General features: G+C 70.0%; 2 protein-coding genes. Both read left to right on the top strand.

Translation table 11 applies throughout. The features are described 5' to 3' along the window. Positions 1 to 283: UDP binding domain-containing protein (locus G8E10_RS25775; RefSeq protein ID WP_281517822.1), on the top strand; the 283-nt coding region annotated here is incomplete at its 5' end. Beyond that, positions 280 to 430: NAD-dependent epimerase/dehydratase family protein (locus G8E10_RS25770; RefSeq protein WP_167131276.1), on the top strand; the 151-nt coding region annotated here is incomplete at its 3' end. The genes G8E10_RS25775 and G8E10_RS25770, both read left to right, overlap by 4 nt.

Here is a 430-nt window from a genome sequence, read left to right as displayed (position 1 = left end):
CCCCGAAGCCATGTCCGAATGCCGGCGCCTGTACGGCTACCGCGACGACCTAGTGCTCTGCGCCACCCGCGACGACACCCTGCAGGACGCCGACGCGCTGGTCATCTGCACCGAGTGGAAGGCCTTCCGGGTGGTCGACTTCGAGCTGCTCGCGCACAAGCTGCGCGACCGCCTGGTCATCGACGGGCGCAACCTCTACAACCCCCAGCAGCTGGCTGCCGCCGGCCTGCGCTACCTGGGCATCGGCCTGCCGCAGGTCGCCCCCCAGGCAGGCCCGCAATGAAGGTCCTGGTCACCGGCGCGGCCGGCTTCATCGGCGCCCACTGCGTGCGCCGGCTGCTGCTCGACGGCCATGAGGTCATCGGCCTGGACAACTTCAACGACTACTACGCCCCGGCCCTGAAGGAGGACCGGGTGCGCTGGGTATGCC

The organism is Ferranicluibacter rubi, from assembly GCF_011603255.1.
Lineage (GTDB): Bacteria > Pseudomonadota > Alphaproteobacteria > Rhizobiales > Rhizobiaceae > Ferranicluibacter > Ferranicluibacter rubi.
Note: the sequence above shows the minus strand (reverse complement) of the source record. Positions and strands in the feature narration are given on the sequence as shown.